General features: G+C 46.9%; 29 protein-coding genes and 1 other annotated feature. Of the genes, 5 read left to right on the top strand and 24 right to left on the bottom strand.

Annotation, left to right across the window (positions count from 1 at the left end; genetic code table 11):
• Positions 1–34: 34 nt before the first annotated feature.
• The 3 genes from J7E26_RS09850 to J7E26_RS09840 all read right to left on the bottom strand — a co-directional run bounded on the left by J7E26_RS09850 (position 35) and on the right by J7E26_RS09840 (position 3211).
• Positions 35–532 carry a cation:proton antiporter regulatory subunit gene (locus J7E26_RS09850; protein WP_214798159.1) on the bottom strand — a complete coding sequence of 166 codons (498 nt, stop codon included), beginning with the start codon at positions 530–532 and terminating at the stop codon, positions 35–37.
• 126 nt (positions 533–658) lie between these two features.
• Positions 659–2878 carry a protein translocase subunit SecDF gene (secDF, locus tag J7E26_RS09845; RefSeq protein ID WP_214798157.1) on the bottom strand — a complete coding sequence of 740 codons (2220 nt, stop codon included), beginning with the start codon at positions 2876–2878 and terminating at the stop codon, positions 659–661.
• A 36-nt stretch (positions 2879–2914) separates the two neighbouring features.
• Positions 2915–3211 (bottom strand): post-transcriptional regulator, encoded by a 297-nt coding sequence (locus J7E26_RS09840; RefSeq protein ID WP_214798155.1) that lies wholly within the window; start codon positions 3209–3211, stop codon positions 2915–2917.
• A 114-nt stretch (positions 3212–3325) separates the two neighbouring features.
• Between J7E26_RS09840 and spoVB the strand changes: the two genes are divergently transcribed.
• Complete coding sequence (gene spoVB, locus J7E26_RS09835) at positions 3326–4882, top strand: stage V sporulation protein B (RefSeq protein WP_214798153.1); 1557 nt, start codon at positions 3326–3328, stop codon at positions 4880–4882.
• 7 nt (positions 4883–4889) lie between these two features.
• On the opposite strand, the gene J7E26_RS09830 is transcribed toward spoVB, so the two are convergent.
• The gene (locus J7E26_RS09830; protein ID WP_214798151.1) at positions 4890–5546 is read right to left on the bottom strand and encodes a DUF421 domain-containing protein; all 657 of its coding nucleotides are present in this window, start codon (positions 5544–5546) and stop codon (positions 4890–4892) included.
• A 180-nt stretch (positions 5547–5726) separates the two neighbouring features.
• Here J7E26_RS09830 and J7E26_RS09825 point away from each other — a divergent pair, with 180 nt between their 5' ends.
• On the top strand, positions 5727–6113 hold the full coding sequence (locus tag J7E26_RS09825) for a TIGR04086 family membrane protein (RefSeq protein WP_214798149.1): 387 nt from the start codon (positions 5727–5729) through the stop codon (positions 6111–6113).
• 48 nt (positions 6114–6161) lie between these two features.
• Here J7E26_RS09825 and yajC read toward each other — a convergent pair whose 3' ends face one another.
• The 8 genes from yajC to J7E26_RS18470 all read right to left on the bottom strand — a co-directional run bounded on the left by yajC (position 6162) and on the right by J7E26_RS18470 (position 11374).
• On the bottom strand, positions 6162–6422 hold the full coding sequence (gene yajC / locus J7E26_RS09820; RefSeq protein WP_214798146.1) for a preprotein translocase subunit YajC: 261 nt from the start codon (positions 6420–6422) through the stop codon (positions 6162–6164).
• Positions 6423–6454: 32 nt separating this feature from the next.
• The gene (gene tgt, locus J7E26_RS09815) at positions 6455–7600 is read right to left on the bottom strand and encodes a tRNA guanosine(34) transglycosylase Tgt (RefSeq protein ID WP_214798144.1); all 1146 of its coding nucleotides are present in this window, start codon (positions 7598–7600) and stop codon (positions 6455–6457) included.
• A 27-nt stretch (positions 7601–7627) separates the two neighbouring features.
• Complete coding sequence (queA, locus tag J7E26_RS09810; protein WP_214798142.1) at positions 7628–8656, bottom strand: tRNA preQ1(34) S-adenosylmethionine ribosyltransferase-isomerase QueA; 1029 nt, start codon at positions 8654–8656, stop codon at positions 7628–7630.
• A 25-nt stretch (positions 8657–8681) separates the two neighbouring features.
• Positions 8682–8882 (bottom strand): DUF2905 domain-containing protein, encoded by a 201-nt coding sequence (locus J7E26_RS09805; protein WP_214798140.1) that lies wholly within the window; start codon positions 8880–8882, stop codon positions 8682–8684.
• A complete protein-coding gene (gene ruvB, locus J7E26_RS09800) occupies positions 8875–9879 on the bottom strand; it encodes a Holliday junction branch migration DNA helicase RuvB (RefSeq protein ID WP_214798138.1) in 1005 nt (334 codons plus the stop codon). Before ruvB ends, J7E26_RS09805 begins: the two co-directional genes overlap by 8 nt.
• Positions 9880–9889: 10 nt before the next feature.
• The gene (gene ruvA / locus J7E26_RS09795) at positions 9890–10495 is read right to left on the bottom strand and encodes a Holliday junction branch migration protein RuvA (RefSeq protein ID WP_214798136.1); all 606 of its coding nucleotides are present in this window, start codon (positions 10493–10495) and stop codon (positions 9890–9892) included.
• Positions 10496–10631: 136 nt separating this feature from the next.
• Complete coding sequence (locus J7E26_RS09790; protein WP_214798936.1) at positions 10632–11108, bottom strand: intercompartmental signaling factor BofC; 477 nt, start codon at positions 11106–11108, stop codon at positions 10632–10634.
• Positions 11109–11251: 143 nt separating this feature from the next.
• Entirely contained in the window at positions 11252–11374 is a 123-nt protein-coding gene (locus tag J7E26_RS18470) for a hypothetical protein (RefSeq protein ID WP_285288977.1), read from the bottom strand.
• A 187-nt stretch (positions 11375–11561) separates the two neighbouring features.
• Here J7E26_RS18470 and J7E26_RS09785 point away from each other — a divergent pair, with 187 nt between their 5' ends.
• A complete protein-coding gene (locus tag J7E26_RS09785; protein ID WP_214798134.1) occupies positions 11562–13010 on the top strand; it encodes an alanine/glycine:cation symporter family protein in 1449 nt (482 codons plus the stop codon).
• A 41-nt stretch (positions 13011–13051) separates the two neighbouring features.
• Here the strand turns inward: J7E26_RS09785 and J7E26_RS09780 are convergent, their stop codons facing one another.
• The 5 genes from J7E26_RS09780 to nadB all read right to left on the bottom strand — a co-directional run bounded on the left by J7E26_RS09780 (position 13052) and on the right by nadB (position 18589).
• Positions 13052–13657 (bottom strand): YhcN/YlaJ family sporulation lipoprotein, encoded by a 606-nt coding sequence (locus J7E26_RS09780; protein WP_214798132.1) that lies wholly within the window; start codon positions 13655–13657, stop codon positions 13052–13054.
• Positions 13658–13791: 134 nt separating this feature from the next.
• Positions 13792–14958: a SafA/ExsA family spore coat assembly protein gene (gene safA / locus J7E26_RS09775; protein ID WP_214798130.1), complete on the bottom strand. Its 1167-nt coding sequence runs from the start codon at positions 14956–14958 to the stop codon at positions 13792–13794.
• Positions 14959–15085: 127 nt separating this feature from the next.
• Positions 15086–16192, bottom strand: coding sequence for a quinolinate synthase NadA (nadA, locus tag J7E26_RS09770; RefSeq protein WP_214798128.1), 1107 nt, complete (start codon positions 16190–16192; stop codon positions 15086–15088).
• Entirely contained in the window at positions 16179–17042 is an 864-nt protein-coding gene (nadC, locus tag J7E26_RS09765) for a carboxylating nicotinate-nucleotide diphosphorylase (protein WP_214798126.1), read from the bottom strand. The genes nadA and nadC overlap by 14 nt, the downstream gene beginning before the upstream one ends.
• Complete coding sequence (gene nadB, locus J7E26_RS09760; RefSeq protein ID WP_214813300.1) at positions 17024–18589, bottom strand: L-aspartate oxidase; 1566 nt, start codon at positions 18587–18589, stop codon at positions 17024–17026. The genes nadC and nadB overlap by 19 nt, the downstream gene beginning before the upstream one ends.
• Positions 18590–18692: 103 nt before the next feature.
• Here nadB and J7E26_RS09755 point away from each other — a divergent pair, with 103 nt between their 5' ends.
• The gene (locus J7E26_RS09755; protein ID WP_214798124.1) at positions 18693–19844 is read left to right on the top strand and encodes an IscS subfamily cysteine desulfurase; all 1152 of its coding nucleotides are present in this window, start codon (positions 18693–18695) and stop codon (positions 19842–19844) included.
• On the top strand, positions 19841–20383 hold the full coding sequence (locus J7E26_RS09750) for a transcription repressor NadR (protein WP_214798123.1): 543 nt from the start codon (positions 19841–19843) through the stop codon (positions 20381–20383). The genes J7E26_RS09755 and J7E26_RS09750 overlap by 4 nt, the downstream gene beginning before the upstream one ends.
• Before the next feature lie 28 nt (positions 20384–20411).
• On the opposite strand, the gene pheA is transcribed toward J7E26_RS09750, so the two are convergent.
• The 7 genes from pheA to rplU form a co-directional block, all read right to left on the bottom strand.
• On the bottom strand, positions 20412–21269 hold the full coding sequence (gene pheA, locus J7E26_RS09745; RefSeq protein ID WP_214798121.1) for a prephenate dehydratase: 858 nt from the start codon (positions 21267–21269) through the stop codon (positions 20412–20414).
• A gap of 14 nt (positions 21270–21283) precedes the next feature.
• The gene (gene thrR / locus J7E26_RS09740) at positions 21284–21727 is read right to left on the bottom strand and encodes a transcriptional regulator ThrR (protein ID WP_007408173.1); all 444 of its coding nucleotides are present in this window, start codon (positions 21725–21727) and stop codon (positions 21284–21286) included.
• A gap of 53 nt (positions 21728–21780) precedes the next feature.
• Positions 21781–23067, bottom strand: a complete 1287-nt coding sequence (gene obgE, locus J7E26_RS09735; protein WP_214798119.1) for a GTPase ObgE — start codon at positions 23065–23067, stop codon at positions 21781–21783.
• A 31-nt stretch (positions 23068–23098) separates the two neighbouring features.
• Positions 23099–23677 carry a sporulation initiation phosphotransferase B gene (locus J7E26_RS09730; RefSeq protein ID WP_214798117.1) on the bottom strand — a complete coding sequence of 193 codons (579 nt, stop codon included), beginning with the start codon at positions 23675–23677 and terminating at the stop codon, positions 23099–23101.
• Between the two features lie 315 nt (positions 23678–23992).
• The gene (gene rpmA / locus J7E26_RS09725; RefSeq protein WP_003152662.1) at positions 23993–24277 is read right to left on the bottom strand and encodes a 50S ribosomal protein L27; all 285 of its coding nucleotides are present in this window, start codon (positions 24275–24277) and stop codon (positions 23993–23995) included.
• A 12-nt stretch (positions 24278–24289) separates the two neighbouring features.
• Positions 24290–24631: a ribosomal-processing cysteine protease Prp gene (locus J7E26_RS09720; protein ID WP_214798116.1), complete on the bottom strand. Its 342-nt coding sequence runs from the start codon at positions 24629–24631 to the stop codon at positions 24290–24292.
• A gap of 2 nt (positions 24632–24633) precedes the next feature.
• Positions 24634–24942, bottom strand: a complete 309-nt coding sequence (gene rplU, locus J7E26_RS09715) for a 50S ribosomal protein L21 (RefSeq protein WP_003152660.1) — start codon at positions 24940–24942, stop codon at positions 24634–24636.
• Positions 24943–24955: 13 nt separating this feature from the next.
• Positions 24956–25029, bottom strand: a sequence feature (ribosomal protein L21 leader region).
• Between the last annotated feature and the right edge of the window lies 1 nt (position 25030).

Here is a 25030-nt window from a genome sequence, read left to right as displayed (position 1 = left end):
CTTATCTTCCTGCTGGTAAACCTGCATTAAGATGTCAGTTTTCCTGAGCAGTGAACTGTTCGCGAATCAGCTTTTTCAATCCGCTTCTTTCACCGGATATCACCAGAGTATCTCCCTCTTCAATCAATGTATCAAAGCCGGGGCTTAGCTGCTTTTGCTGATTTTTCTTCACGATGGCAATGATTTGGACATTGTAATGCTTCTTTATATCCAATTCTCCGATGGTGCGGCGGACAGCCGGCGCTTGAGGCTCCGTTTTAAACCATTCAATAATCAGGTCATCGAGCGCAACTTCCACAGATTCCAGCGGTTTCGGTTTATACGTCATTCCGCCTAATATCGCAGAAATCTGCCTTGCCTCTTCGTCATTAAATTCAATAGAGGCCGTACATTCCTCATGATCGTTCTCATCGAAATAATAGAGCTCTCTTCTGCCGTCATTATGAAGTATAATACTGATTTTATCTTGATTTTTCGTAATGATTTCGACCTTCTGACCGATGCCCGGAAGCTCCGACTCACGAACCTTCATAAGAACCCTCCTACATGTTTTTCCAATGATGATTGATTATGTAAGCGTATGTCATTATAGCAAATGCCGGTTTCAAGTTCAATGAACGTAAAAGCAGGCTGCCTTCTAAAGACAGCCTGCTTGCCGTTATTCTTCGATTGATTTTTTCTTCGTAAACTCTTTTCCTTTCCATACAAGCCAAAGCTGTGCGGCAATGTAAAGAGAGGAGTAAACGCCCGTTAATAAACCGATTAATAATGCGATAGAGAAGTTTGTAATGGACGATGAGCCTAAAATGAGCAGTACCACGACAACAATCACAACGGTCAAGACCGTATTGATCGAACGGGTAAAGGTTTGCTGCAAGCTCAAATTCACGATGTGATTCAATTCGGCAAATGATTTCGGCTTGCGCTTTTTCATATGCTCGCGAACCCTGTCAAATGTAACAATCGTATCATTTATTGAGTAACCGATAATGGTGAGAATCGCGGCAATAAAGGTAACATCAACTTCAAGCCTTGTGATGCTGAAAAACGCAACAATAAAGAAAGCGTCATACAGCAATGATACGATTGCCGCGATAGCCATTCTGTACTCAAACCGGAACGACACGTAAATAATGATGCCGATGGAAGCAATCGCCACCGCGTATAAGGCGTTGCGGGCCAATTCTTTTCCTACCGTCGGCGATACTGTGCTGACATTCGGTTCCGCCCCGTATTTATCTTTGAAATACGTTTTGATTTCGGCAATTTTTTCTTTAGAAGGCTCACCGACAAACCGGGCCGCGGCAACATGATTCTCTTTCCCCGACAGCACTACGTTTTCCGGCTTCATGCCGAGGGAGTCAAAATCATGTTCAACCTGCTGCGCCGTTAAGGAATGATTGCTTTGTACATCAATCCTCGCGCCGCTTGCAAAATCGATTCCCAGATTGAGCTTAAAGATGAGTAAGATGATAATTCCCGCAACGGTAACGGCGCTTGAGAAAATAAAGAAGTATTTTCGTTTGCTCGTGAAGTCCCATTTTTGGAACGCCGTATGCGGCTCTGTGTTTTCGTCCGTTTTTTGAATGTCCATAATGTGTTTTTTATTAACGCCGAACCAGCCTTTTTTCCGGTCGAGCCATCTGCTTTCCACGAGAAGGGACAGCAGAAATCTTGAAAGGAAGACAGCCGTAATGAAGCTTGTCAAAATCGACAGGATCAGCATCGTGGCAAACCCTCTTACAGAGCTTGTCCCGAATATGAAGAGCACGACCGCTGCGATGATTGTTGTGATATTCGCATCAAAAATCGTTGCAAATGACCGTCTGTTTCCGGAACGGAATGCCGATCGGACGGATTTCCCGAGTTTCAGCTCTTCTTTAATCCGTTCATACGTAATGATGTTGGCGTCAACCGCCATCCCGACACCTAAAATAAGCGCCGCGATACCAGGAAGCGTCAGCACTGCCTGCATCCAGTCAAAGACTTGGAGCGTAATATACACATATACAGAAAGCGTAATGACCGCAATGAGTCCCGGCAATCGGTAGAAAAGCAGCATAAATAAGAAAATCAGTGCAATTCCGATGATTCCTGCTTCTACTGTGTCATGTAATGCCTGCTGTCCGAATTGCGCCCCTACTGAGGTTGAATATTTTTCAGTCAGTTTAACCGGCAGCGCGCCGGCATTTAAAATATTCGCCAAGTCCTTTGCTTTTTGAACGGTGAATTGGCCTTCAATCGTAACATCCTTTGTATTTAATTCCTGACTCACGTTCGGAGCGGATACATATTTCGGATGCTTTTTGCCGACTTCTTTTTTAAATGAATCGCCTTTATTGTAATCCAGCCAGATGACAAGTTGGTTGTTAGGCGTCATTTTCATGACTTTTTTCGTCACTTCTCCGAACTTGTCCGCATCCTTCAGCTTAACGCTGACGATCGGCTCGTTCGTCGTAGGATTGAATGTTTGTTTCGCGCCGTTTTCCACAAGGTCTGAACCGTTCAGAAGCTCCTTATCGTTTGTATCCCTGAAAGAGAGCTGCGCTTCCGTTGACAGGATTTCACGCGCCCTGTTCTGGTTGGTCACACCCGCAAGCTGAACGCGTATGCGGTTATTCCCTTCGATTTGAATGTTCGGCTCACTGACGCCGAGAACGTTGGCCCGGCGGTTTAATGCCTCCACCGTGCTGACGAGCACATCTTTTGTTATTTTATCGCCTTTTTTGACGGGCTGCACATCGTACAGAACTTCAAACCCGCCGCGCAAATCCAATCCTAATGTAATATTGTTTGCAGCCGGTTTTGTAAAATACCCCAACCCCGTGCCGATTACTAATACAATCAGGAAAAACGCAATCAAGCGTCCTTTTTTCATTATGTATTTCCTCCTTAAACCTATGCCGTCAAATCACTATCTCAGTAATTCGTCCAAAGCTTCCTGGCCCTCTTCGCTTTCCAGCCAATTAGACGTCTTAAATGCTTCTACGGTTGCATAGTTCATAAAATCGCCAATTTTCACTGATAAAATACCGCCGGCCAATTCATACAGCGGCAGCTCAGCATTCTTTTTCCATTTTTTATGTATTAAGTATGACCATAAACTCTCGTGCTCAACATCATCGTAGCCAAGGATTTTGAACTCTTCAAGCTTACTGTACAAAAAAGGCCGTAAATGATCTTTATACATTTCGGCGGGATGTTTATCCACTGAACGCACGCTCCTTTTTTCATTTTTCATGAAGACTTGTCATGCTTGGACGACATTGGCGCATATCTTTATTGTATATGATTCCAGGTAGTTTGAGAAGGCAGGGGTTTGAAAATGGCAAAACAGACTTTTTTAAGGGGCACTCTTATTCTCATCGCAGCTGGGATGATTACAAGAATGCTCGGCTTTGTCAACCGGGTGGTTATCGCCCGGTTTATCGGTGAAGAAGGAGTCGGCCTGTACATGATGGCTGCTCCCACCTTTTTCTTGGCCACCACTTTGACCCAATTCGGCCTCCCGGTCGCCATCAGCAAACTTGTCGCTGAAGCCGGCGCCCGGGGAGACCAGCAGAAAACCAAAAATATTTTAGTCATGTCTCTTACCATCACCGGGATATTGAGCCTCATTTTCACGCCGCTGTTTTTATGTTTTGCACCCGTTATGGCAGAAACGATGCTGACAGATAAACGGACGGTATACCCGCTGCTGGCGATTACACCGGTCGTGCCGATTATCGCCATCTCCAGTGTGCTGCGGGGTTATTTTCAAGGAAGGCAGAACATGAATCCGCTGGCGCTTTCTCAAGTGCTTGAGCAAGTCGTGCGCATTTCTCTCGTCGCGGTCTGCACCGCCATTTTCCTGCCGTACGGAATTGAATATGCCGCAGCCGGAGCCATGATTTCTTCTGTCATCGGAGAGCTTGCCTCTCTTATATATCTATTCATTTGTTTCAAATACAAAAAGACAATCAAAATCAGGAAACAGTTTTTCCAGTCCATTGTAAACGGAAAAGAAACCTTTATGCAGCTTATGAGCGTATCGCTGCCGACGACCGGAAGCCGTTTTATCGGAAACCTGTCATGGTTTTTCGAACCGATTGTCGTCGCGCAGAGCTTGGCGATTGCAGGGGTGGCCACCGCTGCGGCAACCAGTCAGTATGGGGAGCTGACCGGATTTGCCATGACACTTTTAACCTTGCCCAGCTTTATTACCTATTCTCTGTCAACTGCGTTAGTTCCTGCGATCAGTGAAGGGATGGAGCAAAAAAAGTTGCAGGTTGTCGAATATCGGCTGGAACAGGCGATGCGGCTCTGTCTTTTAAGCGGGGGAATTTCGGTAGTCATTTTGTTCTCCTTTGCCGATGAGCTGATGTCCGTCATGTACGGATCAACAGGTGCGGCGGTGTTTATTAAAGTCATGGCGCCATTTTTTCTGCTTTATTATTTTCAGGGGCCCCTTCAAGCTGTGCTGCAGGCGCTCAATTTAGCAGGAGCCGCCATGATGAACAGTTTTATCGGCGCCGTTGTCAAAACCGCACTTATTTTTGTCCTGGCTACCAGGCCTTCTCTCGGCATTATGGGCGCGGCGTTAGCGATTGTGACAGGAATGGTGCTTGTTACCCTTTTGCATGCTGCCACCGTGAGCAAAGTGCTGCCGATCAGCATTAAGATTAAAGAATACGCGCTGTGCTTTGCCGTAATTTTTATATGCGGGTATGCGAGCAGTTTCTTAAAGCAAGCTGTCCGCTTTTCAGGGTCTGAAGCGGTTAATCTCGCAGGCTGGATCGCCATGACCGTTCTTTTATATATCGTGCTGCTGCTTTTATTCCGTCTGATTAAAAGGGAGGAGCTCGGCCGGATTCCTGTCATCGGCCGGCTTGTGACGCGCTGAACCCAGTTTAGGACTTCCCTTTTTCGTCCTTTATGTCAATAAAAAAAACGCCGTCTGTAAACGTGCAGAATGCAATCTCAGAAGGATCGCTGCAGCCTCTTTTCGCCAAATTTTTTTCGAGCCATTGTTTATCTTTTCCGATTCTGTCTAAATGCTCGTTTTGAATAATCCCGTCGACAATAAGCGGTGTTTCGAGCTGTTTATGCTTATTGTTTTTCTTTTTGACGATAGAAAGTTTTCCTGACGATTCCAAAACGGCGTATGACACGTCGGATATTCTTTCGATATTATTTTCTCTCAGCTGCATGAGTAAATCGTCAAAATTGTAGCGTTGCGATCTCATCGCCCGTTCGTCAATTTTTCCCTGCTTAATGATAATCGTCGGCTTGCCGTCAAGAAGCTGCCGTATTTTTTGGCTTTTGAGCGAAATATAAGCAAGACTTACTTGAATAATCATTAAAATGACAATCGGTACAATTGTATGCAGGAGCTTATCCTTTACGTTTTCAATCGCCAAAACGGCAATTTCGGCAATCATAATAGAAACGACAAGATCTAAAATGCTCAGCTCTCCGATTTCCCGCTTGCCCATCAGCCTGAAAATCACAAGAATGATAAAATACAGCACAATCGTACGAATCGTAATAATGAAAATATCTTCCATATCGCACCTCCAACGGTCATAGCTTTTGCCAACCTCTCTGATTTATGTAAGAAATGCGCTGAACATGATGCTTTTACGTCTAATTCGAACATTCAGAGAATACATTTAGAAAAAGACGAGCCCGGGCCTGGCTGATGACGCTTTACAAACATCAGTCCGGTGGGCGGAGAGGAGATAAGGATGGAAGAAACAAAACAAGTGGGAAAAGGCGTTTTATACGGCTTAGTCGCTATTTTTGCAGCCATGCTTCTTACGAGTTTGGCCATTTCGCTTTTACTGACCGTCACATCACTGGAAGAGTCTTCTTTCAGCTGGCTGATCACCTCCCTTTCATTTCTTTCTTTATTTGCGGGCGGATTTATTTCAGGCGGAAAAGCAAAAGAGAAAGGCTGGATGATCGGGGCGATAACCGCGGTTTGTTTTTCCTTAATCATTTTGCTGTTTCAGTATTTAGGATTTGGAAAAACGTTTACTTCAGGACAGCTGCTGTTTCATCTCGGGTTTTTAGGAATCAGTATGCTGGGCGGAATTTTCGGGGTGAATTTAAAAGGAAGCAGATCAGCATAAAAAAAGAGCGGAAGCCCCGCTCTTTTTTATTATGTATAAGCTTCGCTGTTACTCAGCAGAAGCTTCTCTGATCGCGCGGCGGTCAAACGTTAAACGGGTGTTTTCACCTGTTTTGATGACGACCTTGCTTTCATCAATTGATTCAACAGTGCCGTGCAATCCTCCGATTGTCACCACTGAATCTCCTTTTTTCAGCTCTTCCTGCATCTGGCGCACAGCCTTTTGCTGCTTTTGCTGCGGACGGATCAGTAAGAAATAAAGAACCGCAAACATTAAGATAATAGGAACGATTGTACCTAATGTACCCATATGTGTCCCTCCTTTCGAAAAGTATGTTTTATTTAGAAGCTTTTCGCATTTGGCTTGTTATAGCCGTAACGCTCAAAGAACTCTTCTCGGAAATCACCCAGACGATCCTCACGAATAGCCTGTCTTACCTGCTCCATTAAGTGTAACAGAAAATGAAGGTTATGGTAAGTTGTTAATCGAATTCCAAACGTTTCATTGCAGCGGATCAAATGTCTGATGTAAGCGCGTGAGTAATTTTTGCATGTATGGCAGCTGCACTCTTCATCAATCGGACGGAAATCCCGCTCATATTTAGCATTTTTCATATTCAGCCGGCCTTCATTGGTAAACACCGTGCCGTTTCGGGCAATACGTGTCGGCAGCACGCAGTCAAACATATCAACTCCGCGGATCGCCCCGTCAATTAAGGCATCCGGCGAACCGACGCCCATTAGGTATCTCGGCTTGTCCTTCGGCAAAAGCGGCGTCGTAAACTCAAGAACCCGGTTCATGACATGCTTCGGTTCGCCGACAGACAATCCGCCTATAGCATAGCCCGGAAAATCAAGGGAAATCAAGTCTTTCGCGCTTTGTGTCCGTAAATCTTCATACTCTCCGCCTTGGACGATGCCGAAGAGGCCCTGCTCATCTGAGCGTCCATGGGCCTTCAGACAGCGTTCCGCCCAGCGGCTTGTCCGCTCCACAGACCGTTTCATATAATCATACTCTGCGGGATACGGCGGGCATTCGTCAAACGCCATCATAATATCAGAGCCGAGCGCATTTTGAATTTCCATCGCTTTCTCCGGAGATAAAAACAGCTTATCTCCATTTAAGTGATTGCGGAAATGAACGCCTTCTTCTTCGATGTTGCGGAACTTACTTAATGAAAAAACCTGAAAACCGCCGGAATCCGTTAAAATAGCGCGGTCCCAGTTCATGAACTGATGAAGTCCGCCCGCTTCTTTGACGATCTCATGTCCGGGGCGGAGCCATAAATGGTAGGTGTTGCTTAAAATAATACCCGCATCCATTGATTTCAGCTCGTCAGGAGACATTGTCTTCACCGTTGCAAGCGTTCCTACTGGCATAAATACCGGTGTCTCAAAGGAGCCATGGGGCGTATGCACTCTGCCCAGACGCGCTCCCGTTTGTTTGCATTCCTTTATAAATTCATAACGTATAGGTTGTTCAGCCACTTGATATGAGGCCTCCTGTCATTCAAATTAGATAATCAGCATGGCGTCGCCAAAGCTGAAGAAACGATATTCCTCTTCTACCGCGTGGCGGTATGCATGAAGAACATGATCTCTGCCGGCAAGCGCAGAAACAAGCATAATCAGCGACGATTTCGGCAGGTGAAAATTTGTGATCATGCCGTCTATCGCTTTAAACTCGTAGCCGGGATAAATGAAAATGGAAGTCCAGCCGCTTGAAGCGGTGAATGTGCCGTCATTGTCGCCGGCAATGGTTTCAAGCGTGCGCGTTGATGTCGTTCCGACTGACACAATGCGGCCGCCCGCTTTTCTGACCTCATTTAACGAGGCGGCGGTTTCTTCCGTCATCTCATAAAATTCTGCATGCATATTGTGTTCTTCCACTTCATCCGCGCTGACCGGACGGAATGTCCCGAGCCCGACGTGAAGAGTGATAAATTCTATCCGTACGCCTTTTTGCTTCAGCTCGTCCAGGATTTCTTCCGTAAAATGAAGCCCGGCTGTCGGCGCGGCGGCAGAACCGATTTCCTTTGAGAAAACGGTTTGGTAACGTTCTTTGTCATCAAGCTGCTCTTTTATATATGGCGGCAGCGGCATTTCACCGAGCGATTCAAGCACCTCATAGAAAATTCCGTCGTAACGGAACTCCACTTTTCTGCCGCCGTGATCAAGCTCTTCTGTGCAAACCGCTTTCAGCCGGCCGTCGCCAAACGTCAGAACCGTGCCTTTTTTCACACGTTTCGCCGGCTTTACAAGCGTTTCCCATCTGTCGTTTTCTTCCTGTTTTAACAAAAGGAGCTCCACTTTTGCTCCCGTATCTTCTTTTGTGCCGAATAATCTGGCAGGCAGAACACGGGTATTGTTCAATACGAGACAGTCCCCTTCTTTAAAAAAGCTGACAATCTCTTTAAATGAACTGTCCGTAAGCCCTCCCGTATGTTTATCAAGCACCATCAGCCGTGAAGCGTCACGCTGTTTCAGCGGCACTTGGGCAATTAAGTGATCAGGGAGTTCAAAATCAAATAAATCGACTTTCATCATTTCACCTTTATTCTGTCTTTTGTTATTTCATTCTGCTGAAAAGATTGAGTAAGATTGATAATATCACACTGATTATAATACAAGTAACAACGGGAAAGAAAAATGTTACGTTCCCTTTTTTGACGAAAATATCTCCGGGCATCCTTCCGACAAAATGCCAGACTGCTCCGGCAATAAGCAAAACAGCACCAAGAACCATGAGAATTTTAGGAAATTCAATCATAGCGGGGCGCCTCCAATCGAAAATGCTCATACACAGCCCGCGTCACGATCCGCCCTCTCGGCGTTCTTTGGAGAAATCCGATTTGCAGAAGATACGGTTCGTATACGTCCTCTATTGTATGCGGTTCTTCGCCGATTGTCGCGGAAATCGTATCAAGCCCCACAGGACCTCCGTTGAATTTTTCAATCATACCCGTTAAAAGCTTGTGGTCGATATGGTCAAGGCCGAGCGCGTCAACTTGAAGACGCTCAAGCGCATCGTGAGCAATTTCTTCTGTGATGCTGCTGTCGCCTAACACTTGGGCAAAATCTCTGACCCTTCTGAGGAGCCGGTTTGCGACCCGCGGCGTTCCCCTTGAGCGCCTGGCAATTTCTAAAGCAGACGCTTGTTCTATATCCACTTCAAATACCTCTGCCGTTCTCGAAACGATATCTGTCAGCTCTTCCTGCGTATAATATTCAAGACGCGACAGCACCCCGAACCGATCTCTGAGCGGCGCCGTTAAAAGACCGACCCTCGTCGTCGCGCCTACCAGCGTAAAAGGCGGAAGATCGAGACGGACGGATCTGGCGGAAGGGCCTTTTCCAATAACGATATCGAGGCAGAAATCCTCCATCGCAGGATACAGCACTTCTTCGATTGAGCGGTTCAGTCTGTGAATTTCATCTATAAACAGTACATCACCAGGCTCAAGCGCCGTCAAAATCGCAGCTAAATCGCCGGGTCTTTCAATCGCAGGCCCTGACGTGGTCCGCATCTCTACGCCCATCTCATTGGCCACAATGGATGCAAGCGTTGTTTTCCCGAGCCCAGGCGGCCCGTATAAAAGAACATGATCAAGCGTTTCCTGCCTCATTTTTGCCGCATCGATAAACACGCGCAAATTTTCTTTTACCTTCTGCTGGCCGATGTATTGCGCGAGCCTTTGCGGCCTGAGGCTTTGCTCTATTATTGATTCATGGCTGTCTGCTTCACTTGAAACGAGCCGTTCATCCATGAACATCACCTTACTTTAATAGTTTTTGCAATGCTTTTTTCACATATTGATCTGTGGAAAGCGCCGTTTCCTCTTTTAAGTGAGGAAGCACTTTCTTAATCTCTTTCTCGGCATAACCGAGAACCCTGAGCGCTTCAAGCGCCTCGTCGAGCGCCGTCTCAGCCTCTTGTTTTTCAATGCGTTCTTCATGATTGAACAAGTTGTCGATCATTTCAGGCACTACATCGGCAAGCTTCCCTTTTAAATCCAGAATGATCTGCCGGGCCGTTTTTTTGCCGACGCCGGGAAACTTCACCAAAAAGGCTTCATCTTCCTGTTCAATCGCTTCAATGACCGCCCCCGGATCACCCGAACCGAGTATCGCAAGCGCCCCTTTCGGCCCGATGCCGGTGACGTTTAACAGCTTTGTGAAAAGCGCTTTTTCTTCACGCGTTGAAAAACCGTACAGGGAAAAGGCGTCTTCTTTAATATGATGGTACGTAAAAATGGTTTCTTGATTGCTTACCTTATAGATAAACGGATTCGGTGTGAAGATCTGATAGCCGATTCCGCCGTTTTCAATCACAATGTACTGGGGAGATACGTAATCAATCGTCCCCTTCACGAATTCAATCACACCTATTCACCTCTTTGACTGCTTTTCATTGTACCATAAAAACAGCCAAAGTCTTAAGAAAAGTTAACGTATGTTCGCTTTGCCTCCCTTCTCACGTCAGAAAAAAAAGACATGGGGAACATGTCTTACACAAAAGTCATCCGCTGTATGTCTTAATATGATCGATGACGCTCTCAAATTCTGCTTTTGTCCTGTACGGTATGCCGTTTTCCAAGTGTTTTTGCAAATGGCTTTCCAGCCGTTCTAAATCAATCTGAAAGAAGGACTGGATCGGCTCCGCTAAAGAGTCGGGACGGCCGTGAAAAGTGGAAATGACGCCCCCGTCCGTGATGCCGATATATCCGTTGACTTTGCTGAGCGGAGAGATATCATCTACATGTTTGCGGAACAGCACAAACCCTTTTTTCTGTTCAACAAGCGTCCATCCCGCATAGGCCGCCCAAAAATCCTCCATCGCCAAAACGGTTTCATCCGTATGTTCAATGCCGACATCTCCGTCTAAATAGACCCTTTCCAGCTGCACGTGCACCCGCAGCGGCCCGTAATGCTCGACTTCCGCTCCAAACGCGCGGGACTCCCCTGTAAAAACGGCTGCGGCTGATAATATAAGCATAAACAAAAGACGTTTCACCAAAAACACCTCTTTATTCAATCAAACTCTTTATGCTAGTTTGACCAAAGATGCGGCGGCTTAACCATTCTTTCCTTTGCATCCGCAAAAAAGCAGCCCTCCCGTCCGAAGGCTGCCTTGCCATGCTATTTGCGCTTACCTGCAATCAGTTTCATTTGCCCGGCCGTCAGCTTGAGGCGATAGCCCCTGACGGTTAGATACGCTTCCCCTGCCCCGCAGCTTTGGTCATACTGGTTTGTTTTTTTCATTCCGGCCCCTCCGTCTCTTTCTTCTTGCTTTCATCTTATCAAGGCGATATGAAGGGCATTTTAAGAAAATGTAAAGAAATGATGAAGATGGTTTTTTAATAATGAGGGAGAAAATATCCCAAAAAAATTGTGTAAATAGTCATGCCGCGCCATAATCCAAATATACGACAAACGAGGGGGAATCTGATTGGCAGAGTTTACAGCAAGCTTAAACGGTATTTTATGGAGCACGCCCGTTATTTATATTTTGTTAGCCGTTGGCCTTATCTTTTCCATTTTGACCCGGTTTTTGCAAGTCCGGCATATAAAAGAGATGGTTCTTCTGATGTTTCAGGGAAAAAGCTCTGAAGCCGGCGTATCGTCATTTCAGGCATTATCTATTGCGCTCTCAGGGCGCGTAGGGACGGGGAATATTGCCGGCGTGGCAACAGCCATAGCATTCGGCGGTCCCGGCGCCGTGTTTTGGATGTGGGTCATCGCCTTTATCGGTTCAGCCAGCGCCTTTGTCGAGTCCACCCTCGCGCAAATTTATAAAGTAAAAGAAAACGGCCAGTACAGGGGCGGTCCTGCTTATTACATAGAAAAAGGAATCGGAATCAAATGGTTTGCCGTATTGTTCGCCTTTGCCGCACTCATTGCCATGGCTGTCCTGATGCCGGGTGTTCAATCCAATTCGATCGCGGAAGGAATAAATAACGCATTTGGCATCAGCCCCATTTTTACGGGCTGCTTCCTCGTGCTGCTGCTCGGTTTTATCATTTTCGGCGGAGTGAAACGGATCGCTCAGGCCGCGCAGATGATCGTTCCGTTCATGGCCTTGGGTTATATCCTTTTGTCACTGGTCATTATATTGATGAATATTACGGAGCTGCCCGCGGTTATCGCACTGATTTTCAAAAGCGCGTTTGCATTGGATTCTGCGTTTGGCGGACTCATCGGAATGGCGATTTCCTGGGGAGTGAAACGGGGAATCTATTCTAATGAAGCAGGGCAGGGAACAGGAGCGCATCCGGCGGCCGCCGCAGAGGTTTCTCATCCGGCCAAGCAAGGTTTGGTTCAGGCTTTTTCGGTTTATATTGATACGCTGTTTGTCTGTTCGGCAACCGCATTTATGATTTTATTTACAGGGATGTTTAATACTCAGGCAGAGGACGGCTCGTATATTGTCAACCATGTCAAAGGAGTTGAAGCAGGCCCCGGTTTTACTCAGGCGGCAATTGATCAAGTTATGCCGGGATTTGGTGCAGGTTTTGTCGCAGTCGCTCTTTTCTTCTTCGCTTTTACGACCATTATGGCTTATTACTACATCGCCGAGACCAATATCGTCTACTTAACACGGGGCGGAAACAACAAATGGGCGATGCTCGGCTTAAAAGCAGTCATTCTTATCGCAACGTTTTACGGAGCGGTTAAAACGGCAGATATCGCCTGGGCGCTTGGAGATGCCGGGCTGGGAATCATGGTATGGCTGAATGTCATCGCCATTGTCGTGCTTGCAAAACCGGCTTTGCTTACATTAAAGGACTATGAAAAACAGAAAAAACAAGGGCTTGACCCTGTGTTTGATCCTAAGGCGCTCGGCATAAAAAACGCTGTTTTTTGGGAAAAGGAGTATGCTGATAAACGGGTGTCTTAATATGTAAACACTGCCGGATGACATCATCCGGCAGTTTGCTTTTAACGGCTGTTTTGATTCATGTCGCGCAGCCTTGTAAATGTTGCATTATCGGTAAACACTTGAATCGTGCGTCCGTCTGCAAATTTTTGCGCTGCCTTTTTGACTTGCTTATCATTATGTTTCGTAAAAGGATGGTTCGTTCTGACAGCGATTACGACTCGGGTATCGGTAACAATGACCTGAGCATCCTGAACGCCGTTTACTTTTTTCACACGGTCTGCAATGTTTGCTGCCGTTCTGATATTTCCGGCATTGTCATAGCCATTGTATGACATCGCAGCCGGGTTGTTAACGTTACGGCTGTTACGGCCGTTATAAGTTCCGTCCGTTGTTAACGGAACGCCGTCATTCGGTGCATAGCGATCGGTCACATTCGTTGTGTTATGACGCCCGTTTCGATTTTCCATCATTTCGGAAATTGGACCTTGGTGGTCCATTCCGTTCTGACGTCTGCCGATATCATTATCATTTGAATAGTACCCGACAGGACGGGTTGTCTGATTATGATTGTAACGCCCATCATTCATGGCATTGTTTGCTCCGCATGCTGATAAGCTTGCTGTCACGACCAAAAGGCCGGCTATCGTCGTCAATTTTTTACCCAATGGAAAAACCCCCCGTGGATTCATCACTATCTGAGCGTTTCCGCTCATGTTTAGGATGTGCGGCAAACGGGGGGTTTAAGCTTGTCAGTTATGACCAGCATAAAAAAAGGAACGACATACATCGTCCCGAATGATTAATCTTCTTCTTCCTCCGGCCGGCCGAACATTTGGTTTGCGCTCGGCTGATTCGGCGTGACATTTGGGGCTGCTCCGCCGTAAGGCATATAATGCCCGGCATACGCTCCCATATTCGGATAAGCCTGCACAGGCATAGTTGCATAATGGTGATGTCCTCCGTGATGGTGATGATGATGTGAATCATGACAGCCGCAATCATCATCCTTATATTTTCCATCCTCATGTCCATGAGGCGCATTCGCATAATGATGCGCTCCGCTTCCCGGATAACCGCCGTAATATGGCATATGAGCGTACGGTGTGCCTCCATAAATTGGTGCAGCCGATGATTTATAGCCGTCATAATGGCCGTGCTCCGCATTCTCAAGAGCCTGATTTTCATATCCGCCGTATCCAGCCGGTGAAACATAGCCCGGATGGAACCCGTATGAATATGGCATCGGATAGCCTCCGCCTATCGGATAGAAAGGGTGGCACAATCCTGAACCCGGCAGCACCGGCGTGACCGGAACCGGACATGGGCAGCAAGGCATCGGGTAATGCATATACGGCTCAACCATCGGCATGGCTGGAATATTAGGCATATTCGGTATGTTATAAGCCATATTTTCTTCTTCCAGCTTACCGGCTTCAGGCGCCTTCGGCATATTAGGCATATTCGGGTAATTCGAGTTTTCCATATTGATCATTGCCTCCTGTTGTGGAAATTTATTCTTGTCAAACTCATTCTCTTTCTGCTCGACAAAATGCGTCACTGGCTCCTCCGGCTTAGGAGGCGACCACGGCTGAAACAGCTGATTGGATGGATAATATTGATTCATATCAGCTTCCGGCAGTACATTTTCATGCTTTTCGGGCATTGGCGGCACATACGGCACTGGCGGCTTTTCTTCTTCCGGCATTGTATCTTCAATGTCCACAACTGATTTCGGCTTTTCCTTAGCGTATGGATGCTCGTGCTTTTGCACTGAAGGCCCGAAATGTGCCTTAGGTTCTTTTCTGACCGGAACGGCTTCTGAAGGCACTTTTATCTTCATTCCAGGCATGATTAAGTCTGGATTGCTGAGCTGAGTATTCAGTTTTTTTACCTCTTCAAAATCAACTCCGTATTTTTCAGCTATTTTCCAGAGCGAATCGCCTTTTTGAACGATATGAATTTTCAACGTTTTCCCCTCCTATGCACAAAACGTGAACGGTTCATTTGTCATTACAATATGTTTCTTCACAATATATGCCTACGTACAAGGCATGATGATTAAAAATTTTGAAAGGAGGGGAATTTTTTCATATTTACGTATGTTTCAGCATTCTGTTTAACGCCCGCAATGCTTCTTTTTGAACGGCCTTCGGCACTTTGATAACGCCTGTCGGCTCGCCTTTTTCCAGCTGCTCTAACGACCACAGTAAATGAGGCAGGTCAATTCTGTTCATCGTCAGACATGGGCACATATCAGGATTCAGCGATTCAATTTGTTTATCCGGATGCGACTGAATGAGGCGCTGAACAAGGTTCATCTCCGTCCCAATCGCCCATTTGCTGTTCGGTTCAGCCCGTTCAATCGTATCAATGATGTATTTGGTAGAGCCGCTGTCATCGCTGAGTGAGACCACCTCCCGCGAGCATTCAGGATGAACGATAATGCGAATCTCCGGATCACGCTTACGCAAATGAGAAATATTTTCCGCGGTAAACTTTTCATGGACGGAGCAATGCCCTTTCCACAGAATGACCCTTATCTTTTCCGGGTGTTCCTCAGTGAGCAATTGTTCCTGTATCGGGTCCCATACAGCCATATCCTCTAACGGGATACCGAGATCATAAGCCGTATTTCTGCCCAGATGCTGATCCGGCAAAAATAAGATTCTTTTCTTTCGCTTAAAAGCCCATTCCAGCACTTTCCGGGCATTTGAAGAGGTCACAGTCGCCCCGCCATGCCGCCCGACAAACGCCTTAATTTCCGCAGTAGAATTGACATACGTTAAGGGGATGATGGTGTCTCTGTACAAACGCTGAAGCTCTTCCCATGCTTTATCCGTCTGCTGTATATCTGCCATGTCTGCCATCGAACAGCCCGCGCGCATATCAGGCAAAATAACGGTTTGGTCATCTGCGGTCAGCATATCTGCCGTTTCAGCCATAAAATGTACGCCGCAAAACACAATATATTCCGCTTCTTTATTTTTTTCCGCCACCTGGGCAAGCTGAAGGGAGTCACCCGTCGTATCGGCAAATTGAATGACCTCATCCTTTTGATAGTGATGGCCGGGAATGAACAGACGCTTCCCGAATTTTCGTTTCACTGCAGCGACCCGATCCTCCATTTCCCGAACGGTCAGCTCTTTATAACGGCTCGGCATGAATTCATTTGATTTCGTCATGACATCAAAGATTGACATTTTCCAGTCCCCCTGTTTTTGATACTGCAACATCCATACTGATGTCGGCGCTTTTGACAGAATGAGTCAGAAACCCTAAGGAAATGAACTGAACGCCCGTTCCCTTATAAGCAGGCAATGTCTCAAGCGTGATTCCTCCGGATGCTTCCGTTTTGATATGGCCCGGAGTCATTTTCGCAAATTGCCGGACGGTTTCAGGCGGACAATTATCAAACATAATGACATCCGCTCCGGCCTCAATCGCTTCTTGAAGCTGCTGCTCTGATTCAATCTCAACTTCTATCGCAAGCATATGGCCCGCTGTTTTCCGCGCCCGTTCCATAGCCGCCTTTATTGAACCGCACGCCGCGATATGGTTATCTTTAATCATGATGCCGTCATATAAGCCGAACCGGTGGTTGTGCCCTCCCCCTATTCGAACGGCATATTTTTCAAGCATTCGCAGCCCCGGCGTCGTTTTTCTCGTATCGCAAAGCTTAATGGCCGGATCATCCAGGCGTCTTTTGGCCTCATCGGTCATTGTCGCGATGCCGGACATTCTCTGAATGAGGTTAAGAATGACGCGCTCCCCGGTAAGAAGTGAAGCTGCAGGTCCTTCTAATGAGGCAAGAATGTCTCCTTTTTTCATCCGCTCTCCGTCTTTTTTGATGAAATCGATGCGGATTTTACTGTCTAAAAGCCCGTAACCTTCACGGATAATTGCAGCTCCGGCAAATACTCCGTCAGTTTTGGCGATCATTTCAGCCTTACACCGATGATCTGAAAAGATCGCTTGTGATGTGGCGTCCCCCGATCCGATATCCTCCTGAAAAAAATGAGTCAGCATTTTCTTTAGCTGCAGAACGTCCATTGTTTCCAAATCCCTTCGTTTTTTCTGATGACTGTTTCTGATTTCGAATGAATGATTTGTTTTCCGCGCCACTGTTCCTCCGTTTGCGGAAAATCAGATCGAAAATGGGCTCCCCTGCTTTCTTCCCGCAGCAGCGCAGAGGCTGTCACAAGTTTTGCGGCCTGCCATAAGAAAGAAAGCTCTGCTTGTTCAATTGTGATATTCTTCACATTGATATGATCCACAGATACTGCAGAAAGCCATTTTTCCATCGCCTGCAATTGTTCCTTTTCTCTGACAATGCCGGCTGCATTTGTCATTCCGGCTTGGAGCTCTTGAAGCGGGATATCCGGTACTGAACAGGTCATGTCCGGTTCCGCTGATGCTTTTTTAAATCTTCCATTGACCGGCTTTCGAATGATATGCTCAGCCGCTCTTTGCCCGCTCGCCAGCGCCTCCAGCAGTGAATTGCTTGCAAGCCGGTTCGCTCCGTGCAAGCCGGTGCAGGCGGTTTCTCCTATTGCGTATAGGTCAGGCACAGCGGTTTCTCCCCATATATTGACTTTTACACCGCCCATCAAAAAATGCATCCCCGGGGCTACAGGTATTCCTTCGCTGATATCGACACCCGCTGCTTGACAAATGCCTGTTATGGTCGGAAATCGCTTTTCAAAGCCGGAAATTCGGCTGCAATCCATGCTGATCGGATTATTTCTCATCATCTCTTCGTGAATGACTCTTGAGACAACGTCTCTTGGCGCCAAATCTTTCAGCGGGTGCCTGCCGGCCATAATCCGGCGCCCTGACAGGTCCGTTAAACAACCGCCCTCTCCTCTGACCGCTTCAGATATAAGCCCGTGTGCGGCTCCGTTTTTGATAAGGAGCGTCGGATGAAACTGGGTGAATTCCATATCCGTTATCTCCGCCCCCGCCCGGTAAGCAAGCGCGATTCCGTCTCCCGTTATAGCAGAATCGTTTGTATGATGCTGATAAAGATTGCCGCAGCCGCCGGATGCGAGCACTACATAGTCCGCTCTTCTGTATGAAACCAAGCCCTCCGCATCCCTCACAGCAACCCCGGCACATCTGCCGTGCTCAATCAGCAGATCTACTGCCATTTCTTGTTCAATGATTTGTATTCTGCTGCTAAGCTGCTGAAGCAGAAAATCAACCAAGATTCGTCCGGTGGCGTCTCCTCCGGCATGCAGAATTCTTCGGATTGAATGAGCCCCTTCTTTACCGAGGCTCACTTCTCCGCATGAATCAAGATCAAATGGAAATTGGCTTGCCGTCAGCTGATTGATGATTTTTTTCCCGCTCTTCAACAGTTCCCGGACAGCTGTCACATCATTATGGCCGCAGCCCGCGTACAGCGTATCGTTTACATGGGACTCGATGGAGTCTTCTTTTGCGTAAGAAGCGGCAATTCCGCCTTGGGCATAATGTGAATTGCTGTTTTTAACCTTTTTTTTCGTGATGACAGTCACTTGGTATGACGGGGGCAATGAGGAAGCAAATGAAAGTGCGGCCGTCCCCGAACCAATGACAATAATTGTTTTTTCAGACATACATCGGCCTCCTGTTGTTTACACCTGTCTTGACACCTATGTTTACACAACGATAAAATAAACTCAAGCATTTTTTATCATGAACGGATAGGAGACTGACTACATGATTTATCTTGACTACGCAGCGTCAGCGCCTGTGCGCGAAGAAGCCCTGCAAGTATTTCAGCGCCTCAGCACGGAAGTATACGGAAATGCGAGCAGCCTTCATGACGCCGGCGGAAAAGCGGCCAATGTGCTCACATACTGCAGAAATTCTTTAGGGGAGCTGCTCGGAGGAGAGGCTGACGGCATTTATTTTACAGGCGGCGGAACGGAAGCAAACATACTGGCGGTTCAATCATTGTTAAATGCCCTTCCTGCCGGAAAAAAACATTTTATTACGACCGCCATGGAGCATCATTCCATCCAAAATGCCGCGGCTTTTCTGTGTCATCAGGGGATCGACGTCACTATCATGTATCCAGATCAAAACGGGGTTATTACCGAGGACATATTGGCAGCCCATATCAGGCCTGATACAGGGTTGGTTTCCATTCAGCATGCCAATTCAGAAACAGGGCTCATTCAGCCGGTGCAGCGCCTGGCGGCATTTCTCCATAAAAGAGGGATTCTCCTGCATTGCGATTGCGTGCAAACCTTTGGCAAATTGCCGATTCATGCCGATGAGACCGGAATAGACGCCCTTTCCGTTTCGAGCCATAAGGTGTACGGACCTAAGGGGGCAGGCGCCGTTTATATTCGGCCCGGTGTCAGTTGGAAGCCGGTTTATCCCCATACAGTACATGAAAATGGTTTTCGGGCCGGTACGGTCAATGTGCCGGGAATCGGCGCTTTTACGGCTGCTGCGGAATATGCAGTGAAGAATATGAAAAAAAACTGTCTGCATGCTGAAAGCTTGCGGCATTATTTGTTTGAGCAAGTCCGTCTTCGCAGTCTCCCCGTCTCATTCTCTGCTGAGGAGACGGAGGGCGAATGCCTGCCCCACATTGTCGGGTGTTTTTTTCACTCCTTTGAAGGACAATATGTTATGTTAGAATGTAATCGAAACGATATTTGCATCTCAACGGGCAGCGCTTGTTCCGCCGGGCACCACGGCCCTTCTTCGGCTATGAAGGCATTGAAAAAAACCGAACGGGACGCGCGGCGGTTTATCCGGATTTCATTCGGGAACGAGACCACATTTGACCAGCTCGATATGTTATTACATACGTTTACGGCGCTATGGGAGCAAAGGAAAGGAGAATCAGCAATTTGACAGAAGGAACAAAGCTTACGGGGGCAAAAAGACGCGAGACGCTGCTTCATTGGCTGAAAGAAGCCGGCTCACCATTAACAGGGGGAGAATTAGCAAAAAAAGCGAACGTGTCGAGACAAGTCATCGTGCAGGACATTTCGCTGCTGAAGGCAAAAAATGAGCCGATCATCGCAACCAGCCAAGGCTACTTATACATCAGCCGGACCGCGGGCGGCGAAAAAGACGCAGAACGGATTATCGCCTGCATACACGGACCGGAGCGGACGGAAGAAGAGCTTGAGCTCATCGTCGACGAAGGTGTCACCATAAAGGACGTAATCATTGAACATCCCGTATACGGCGATTTAACAGCTTCCATACGGGTCAGCACCCGTAAAGAAATGAAACAGTTCATGAATAAAATTAACTCGACAAACGCCGCTCACCTGTCTCAGCTGACCGGAGGCGTGCATCTTCATACTTTGAGCGCACCGACAGAAGAGCGGATCGATCAAGCCTGCCAGGCGCTGGATGACGCAGGAATATTAATAAAGGATTAAAAAAAGCCCTCAAGCAAGAGGGCTTTTTTTACAGACGGTAGGATTGATAAGTTCCGAGAAGCTTGACCCGGCAGCCCAGGGCTTCCAGTTCTTGAACGGCACCCGGAATGAGCACCTTATCCATCGCCTGTTCAATATCGATGATAAAGAAATAGTTGCCCAGACCGGTTTTTGTCGGGCGCGATTCAATCTTTGACAGGTTTAAGTTTCTCCATGAAAAAGCAGACAGCACCCTGTGCAGGGCGCCTGATTGGTCATCCTGAGGGAGCGTCACCATCAGCGTCGTTTTCGGTCTTGAAGTCAGCTTTGCGTTCACTTCAAATGAGACATCTTTTTCAGGTGAAAGAATGACAAATCTTGTGTGATTGTCCTGATAATCCTGGATGTCACGCTTGACGATGCGTAATCCGTATGTAGCGGCCGCCATTTCATTTGCAATTACACCGATCGGAAGTTCAGGGTGCTCACTGACAAATTTAGCCGCCGCACCAGTTGATTTTGCATACTCATAAGGAACAGACGAAAAATGCCGGTGAAGAAATTTGTGGCATTGCGCGATGGCGTGAGAATGGGAATAGATTTTCTCAAGGTGTTTCCACTCACTTTCTCTCGAAGGGTGGATGAGCAGATGCTGGTGAATCGGCAGCGTCATTTCCCCCACGATCGATAAAGGCTGTTCGTGAATCAAGTAGTCTATCGTTAAATTAACCGATCCCTCCAGCGCATTCTCTAAAGGAACAAAGGCGAGATCAACTTCCCCTGCAACCGCCGCATCCATGCATGCCGGTATCGTATGGTACGCAGCTTGTGTCATACTGTTTTGAAAGCAAGAACTGACTGCTAGATGTGTAAATGTAGCTTCTGGACCTAAATAACCGACTTTCATGATTTCTTCTCTCCTTACGCACCTGACCCTAAGATTTCAACTTTTTCTATAAAATCAAATTTTCTCAGTTTATTCATTAACGTATGAATGTTTTCCTCCATTGCGGACGTGCTGATTGAGAGCGTTACATTCGCCCTGCCCTGAAGCGGAATCGTCTGGTGGATGGAAAGCACATTGCTTCCAGAGTCAGCTACCGCCTGCAAAAGCTGGGATAACGCGCCTGACCGATCCTCCAAATGAAAGAAAAGTGTGATTATTTGTTCTTTAACCATTGTGTAAAAAGGGAAAACCGCATCTCTGTATTTATAAAAAGCGCTTCTGCTTAAATCCACTTTTTGCACGGCGTCTGCAACTGACTCAGCTTTTTTTCTGTCGAGCAGCTTTTTAACTTCGAGGGTCTTTCGCATCGCATCAGGCAAAACATCTTCACGGACTAAATAAAATGTCTCTTCTTTCATTTGCACCCCTCCCTCTTACATCAGAGAGCCTGCAAAGCAAGCTCTCCTTCTTTTTAATCAATAAATTCAAATTCAAATTCCAAGAGCCTGATGATATCTCCGTCTTTTGCTCCCTGTTCTCTCAGCGCTTCATCAACGCCCATTCCGCGCATCTGTCTAGCAAAGCGCTTGACGGATTCGTCACGGGAGAAGTCAGTCATCTTAAACAGGCGTTCAAGGCTGTCTCCTGAAAGCACAAATGCACCGTCAGGATCGCGGGTGATGTTAAACGGCATTTCTTCATCTTCCATCGTGTACAAGACACGGTTTTCCGCCAGTTCTTCCTCATCATACAGCGGGAATTCAGGCGTTGTTTCCAATTGGTTAGCGACTTCAAACAGAAGCTCGCGGAGCCCTTCTCTCGTCACCGCACTGATCGGGAAGACAGGATGGTCATCCTGAAGCTTTTCTTTAAACGCCTTTAAGTTTTCAGCTGCCTCAGGCATGTCCATTTTATTTGCGACTATAATTTGCGGGCGCTCTGTCAGCCGCAGATTATACTCACTGAGCTCCTGATTAATGGTCAGATAATCCTCATACGGATCGCGGCCTTCCATCGCCGACATATCAATCACGTGGACAATGACGCGCGTCCGTTCGATATGACGGAGAAATTGGTGGCCTAACCCGACCCCTTCATGAGCCCCTTCAATCAAACCGGGCAAATCCGCCATGACGAAGCTTCTCGCGTCATCTGTTTCCACCATGCCCAGATTCGGAACAAGCGTTGTAAAATGATAATCCGCGATTTTCGGTTTTGCCGATGATACGACAGACAAAAGCGTAGATTTTCCGACACTCGGGAAACCGACGAGGCCTACGTCTGCAAGCACCTTTAATTCAAGCACGATATAGCGCTCTTTTCCGGGTTCTCCGTGCTCTGACAGCTGCGGAGCCGGATTGGCCGGTGTCGCAAAGCGGGTATTTCCGCGTCCGCCGCGTCCGCCTTTTGCAATGACGGCGCGCTGGCCGTGCTCAGTCAGATCGGCAATGACCTGCTTTGTATCATCATCTGTCACGACTGTGCCGGGCGGAACTTTAATCACCATGTCATCCGCGTTTTTACCGTGCTGATTTTTAGACATGCCGTGCTCGCCGCGGATGGCTTTGAAATGTCTTTGGTACCGGAAATCCATTAACGTGCGCAGCCCTTCATCGACCTCAAAAACGACGTCGCCGCCTTTTCCTCCGTCGCCGCCCGCAGGCCCGCCTTTCGGCACATATTTTTCACGGCGGAACGCAACCATTCCGTTACCGCCGTCGCCGCCTTTTACATATACTTTCACCTGATCTACAAACATAATATCCTCCGTTCTAAACCGTAAAAAACCGCTAGTTCATCCCAATTTCGGCCACACATTCATGGCCCGTCAGCTCAAATTGCATCACATCAAAGTCCTCACATCGGGATTTGCGAAAATCATCAAAAACATCTGCATTTGCAATGGTTCCGTGAAAATCGAGATATAAAATAAGCTGTCTGTCAGGGTGATCCGTTTGAAGCGATACGGTCAGATGATTTTCACTTTCATTGCTTACCGCCAGACCGAACAGATGAAACAGTTTTCTCATCAGGTTCGACAGCTTTTGATCATATGCCGATAAATCTTTTATCTCTCCGAGCACTTCGTATTCAAGCCTCATATATTGGGACTTCCAATTAAACGTCAGAAAGTCAAACGCCAAGTGCGGGGTTTTCAGGTTTGAGAGCTTTGATTCATGCTTTGCATCTATGACCATTTCGTCAATGATTTCAACAACACGGTCATACTTCTGCAAGCTTAAGTTTCCTTTAATAAGCTGAAGCTTATTCATCCAATCATGCCGGAAATGACCCATTAAACGGATCAGCTCGTTGGTTAAAGCCGCTTCGCTTATAGGTTCTTCTTGTTTCTTCGATACATCCTTCATTTTCGCACTCCCAATCATTTAATTTCTTTTTAGGAGTCTTGATAAGTGTGTACTATGAATTATAACAGAGAAGGCTTTGTTAGAAAAACACTTGTTTTTCCTGGTTCATCATGTTCCTTTTTTGAATCGGCATGCGTTTTGGATGCCAGGCAGAAACATTGTTGTATCACTGCTTGGGGAACATATCCAGTGGGTGAGAAGCTGGTGTTCTCATTCTAGGCGGGGTTCACTCGCACATCCTCTGCTTTTCATTCTTGATGTTACTCCGCTTACTGCAAAAAAAACTCCAGTCAACGACCGGAGTTTTTTGTGTCATTATTGAGCTACAGGATATACGCTCACTTTTTTGCGGTCACGGCCGAAACGTTCGAATTTAACAGTTCCGTCGATTTTAGCAAAAAGAGTGTCATCTCCTCCGCGGCCCACGTTTTCACCTGGGTAAATTTTCGTTCCGCGTTGACGGTAAAGGATAGATCCGCCTGTAACGAATTGACCGTCTGCACGTTTAGCACCTAAACGTTTAGATTCAGAGTCACGTCCGTTCTTTGTAGAACCTACACCTTTTTTAGAAGCGAAAAACTGAAGATCTAATCTAAGCATGTAACTCACCTCCTATATTTGGTTTGTAGTCAACCGTAAATGGTCATTGTAATCCCGCTCGATTGTCTCAAGAGAAACAATCATGCCTTCAATCAGCAGCTGCGCTTTTTGAAAAGCTTCCTGATCAGCGGCTTCAGGGAATTCAAAATAGAAATAACCCCCGTCCTGACCTATATCAAGAATCGGTTCGAGAGGAGCCAGCGCGATAACCGCATTGACTGCCCCGAAGACGACAGCTGTGACCGCGGCGCAAACGAGATCTCGTCCATGTTCAGCAAAATCGGCATGCCCCGTCATTTCAAAGGACAAAACGCCCTCTTCTGTGCGGGATCTTCGAATTGTTGCCTGAATCATGCTTACGCGTTGATTTTTTCGATTGTCAATTTAGTATAAGGCTGACGATGACCTTGTTTTTTATGAACATTTTTCTTTGGTTTGTAACGGAAAACTGTGATTTTTTTCGCACGGCCTTGTTTTTCAACTTTAGCTGTAACTGTCGCGCCTGCAACTGTTGGGTTGCCGACTTTCACGCTGTCTCCGCCAACAAACAATACGTCTTCAAACGTCACTGTTTCACCTGCTTCAGCAGCAAGTTTTTCGATGTAAACAGTTTGACCTTCTTCAACTTTGATTTGTTTTCCGCCTGTTTTAATGATTGCGTACATTCTCTGCACCTCCTATTAGACTAAGACTCGCCAGCAGCAGGGGGCTAAAGAGCTCTTAACACCTGTACCGAGCGGTTGTAGCAATGGT

Origin of the sequence: Bacillus sp. ISL-51, from assembly GCF_018613535.1 — a bacterium.
In the GTDB taxonomy this organism is placed as follows: domain Bacteria; phylum Bacillota; class Bacilli; order Bacillales; family Bacillaceae; genus Bacillus.
This window is presented reverse-complemented; position numbering and strand designations above follow the sequence as displayed.

What these genes read in the sequence shown, in the direction of transcription:
- J7E26_RS09850 (WP_214798159.1), bottom strand. Translation starts at nt 532, where the DNA reads ATGAAGGTTCGTGAGTCGGAGCTTCCGGGCATCGGTCAGAAGGTCGAA.
- secDF (WP_214798157.1), bottom strand. Translation starts at nt 2,878, where the DNA reads ATGAAAAAAGGACGCTTGATTGCGTTTTTCCTGATTGTATTAGTAATC.
- spoVB (WP_214798153.1), top strand. Translation starts at nt 3,326, where the DNA reads ATGGCAAAACAGACTTTTTTAAGGGGCACTCTTATTCTCATCGCAGCT.
- J7E26_RS09830 (WP_214798151.1), bottom strand. Translation starts at nt 5,546, where the DNA reads ATGGAAGATATTTTCATTATTACGATTCGTACGATTGTGCTGTATTTT.
- J7E26_RS09825 (WP_214798149.1), top strand. Translation starts at nt 5,727, where the DNA reads ATGGAAGAAACAAAACAAGTGGGAAAAGGCGTTTTATACGGCTTAGTC.
- yajC (WP_214798146.1), bottom strand. Translation starts at nt 6,422, where the DNA reads ATGGGTACATTAGGTACAATCGTTCCTATTATCTTAATGTTTGCGGTT.
- queA (WP_214798142.1), bottom strand. Translation starts at nt 8,656, where the DNA reads ATGAAAGTCGATTTATTTGATTTTGAACTCCCTGATCACTTAATTGCC.
- J7E26_RS09805 (WP_214798140.1), bottom strand. Translation starts at nt 8,882, where the DNA reads ATGATTGAATTTCCTAAAATTCTCATGGTTCTTGGTGCTGTTTTGCTT.
- ruvB (WP_214798138.1), bottom strand. Translation starts at nt 9,879, where the DNA reads ATGGATGAACGGCTCGTTTCAAGTGAAGCAGACAGCCATGAATCAATA.
- J7E26_RS09790 (WP_214798936.1), bottom strand. Translation starts at nt 11,108, where the DNA reads ATGCTTATATTATCAGCCGCAGCCGTTTTTACAGGGGAGTCCCGCGCG.
- J7E26_RS18470 (WP_285288977.1), bottom strand. Translation starts at nt 11,374, where the DNA reads ATGAAAAAAACAAACCAGTATGACCAAAGCTGCGGGGCAGGGGAAGCG.
- nadA (WP_214798128.1), bottom strand. Translation starts at nt 16,192, where the DNA reads ATGTCAATCTTTGATGTCATGACGAAATCAAATGAATTCATGCCGAGC.
- nadC (WP_214798126.1), bottom strand. Translation starts at nt 17,042, where the DNA reads ATGGACGTTCTGCAGCTAAAGAAAATGCTGACTCATTTTTTTCAGGAG.
- nadB (WP_214813300.1), bottom strand. Translation starts at nt 18,589, where the DNA reads ATGTCTGAAAAAACAATTATTGTCATTGGTTCGGGGACGGCCGCACTT.
- J7E26_RS09755 (WP_214798124.1), top strand. Translation starts at nt 18,693, where the DNA reads ATGATTTATCTTGACTACGCAGCGTCAGCGCCTGTGCGCGAAGAAGCC.
- pheA (WP_214798121.1), bottom strand. Translation starts at nt 21,269, where the DNA reads ATGAAAGTCGGTTATTTAGGTCCAGAAGCTACATTTACACATCTAGCA.
- thrR (WP_007408173.1), bottom strand. Translation starts at nt 21,727, where the DNA reads ATGAAAGAAGAGACATTTTATTTAGTCCGTGAAGATGTTTTGCCTGAT.
- obgE (WP_214798119.1), bottom strand. Translation starts at nt 23,067, where the DNA reads ATGTTTGTAGATCAGGTGAAAGTATATGTAAAAGGCGGCGACGGCGGT.
- J7E26_RS09730 (WP_214798117.1), bottom strand. Translation starts at nt 23,677, where the DNA reads ATGAAGGATGTATCGAAGAAACAAGAAGAACCTATAAGCGAAGCGGCT.
- rpmA (WP_003152662.1), bottom strand. Translation starts at nt 24,277, where the DNA reads ATGCTTAGATTAGATCTTCAGTTTTTCGCTTCTAAAAAAGGTGTAGGT.
- J7E26_RS09720 (WP_214798116.1), bottom strand. Translation starts at nt 24,631, where the DNA reads ATGATTCAGGCAACAATTCGAAGATCCCGCACAGAAGAGGGCGTTTTG.
- rplU (WP_003152660.1), bottom strand. Translation starts at nt 24,942, where the DNA reads ATGTACGCAATCATTAAAACAGGCGGAAAACAAATCAAAGTTGAAGAA.